Source organism: Janthinobacterium sp. BJB426 (genome assembly GCF_002735705.1).
Taxonomy (GTDB): domain Bacteria; phylum Pseudomonadota; class Gammaproteobacteria; order Burkholderiales; family Burkholderiaceae_D; genus Janthinobacterium.
Genome location: NZ_PDZL01000052.1, coordinates 1 through 1148 on the forward strand (window position 1 = coordinate 1; position 1148 = coordinate 1148).

A 1148-nucleotide genomic window follows, 5' to 3' on the forward strand; every position below is an offset into this window, starting at 1 on the left:
TGCTTGCCGTCGCGCTCGCCCGTGGCGAAACCGCTGCCATCGGACAGGTAGCGCGAGGCGTCGTACTGCAGGGTACCGTAGCCGAGCACGCCGTCAAGGAACACGCCCTTGCTCGGACGCAGGCTGCCATACACAGCCGCCACGGCGCTGTCGGCCGTGCTGCGGCTGCCGTTCTGGCCCACGTCGCTGCGGTCATGGCTGAAACCGGCGCCCACGCCCAGGGTGGCCAGGTCGCTGAGGCGGTAATCGCCACCCACGCTGACACCATTCGTGCGGAAGCGGAAGCCCGTCTCGCGGCCATTCACATAGTGCTGACCGAAGTCGACCGCGCCACCGAGCCACAGCGACAACGCCTGCTTCTGCGTGTCCGGCTTTTGCGGCATGTCCGGCAAACCGCTGGTGGCGCCACTGACGTCCACCTGCTGCCGCTCGCTGCTGAAACCCGTGTCAACCTGACGCAAGGCCGCCTTGCGCATGAACGGTTTCACGGCCGTGCCAAACACGCGGTCCGCTTCGTCCGCCTGCCAGCGCGCCAGCGCCGCCGTCGGGTTACCGCTGTCGTTCGGCGGCGTCAGGCTCAGACCAAAGCTGGAACGTCCCCAGCCATCGCCATGCAGGCTTTCCAGCCGCTGCGTGAAGTTCGACAGCTGCGCGCTGGCGAAACGCCGCGCCGCATCGGCTTGCGCCGCCTGCAGGCCGATCACTTCCGGATCGACCGACGGATCGCGGCGCGCCGTCACGGTGACGTTCACCACGCCCGGTTTCGAGGTGGCGAAGGCATTGCTCAAGGTATAGCTGACCACCGCCGCGCCGGCAAACTTGCCCGAGGCTGCAAAGCTCAGCTGGTACGACGGCTTGCCGGCCGTGCCCACATCGCGCACCACCGCCTTGCCCGCTTCCGCCGGCGCCACGCTGAGTACATTCGCCGCCGTGAACGGGCCGCCCGTGGCGCCCGCCGTCAGGTCGACGGTGACCGTCAGGCCGGCCACCACCGTGGCGCTCTGGCTGAGTACCTGCGGCATCGGATTGACGGCAATCGTCGACGTCACCGGCGCCGAGGTGCCGAACGCGTTCGACACGGTGTAGCCGATGCGGATGTCGCCGCTGGTGTTGATGCCTGGCGTGTAGACGATGTCCAGGCCATTGAC

General features: G+C 68.1%; 1 protein-coding gene. It reads right to left on the reverse strand.

Translation table 11 applies throughout. The features are described 5' to 3' along the window. The coding region (locus CSQ93_RS28480; RefSeq protein ID WP_158301417.1) for an autotransporter outer membrane beta-barrel domain-containing protein at positions 1-1148 on the reverse strand (1148 nt) is incomplete at both ends.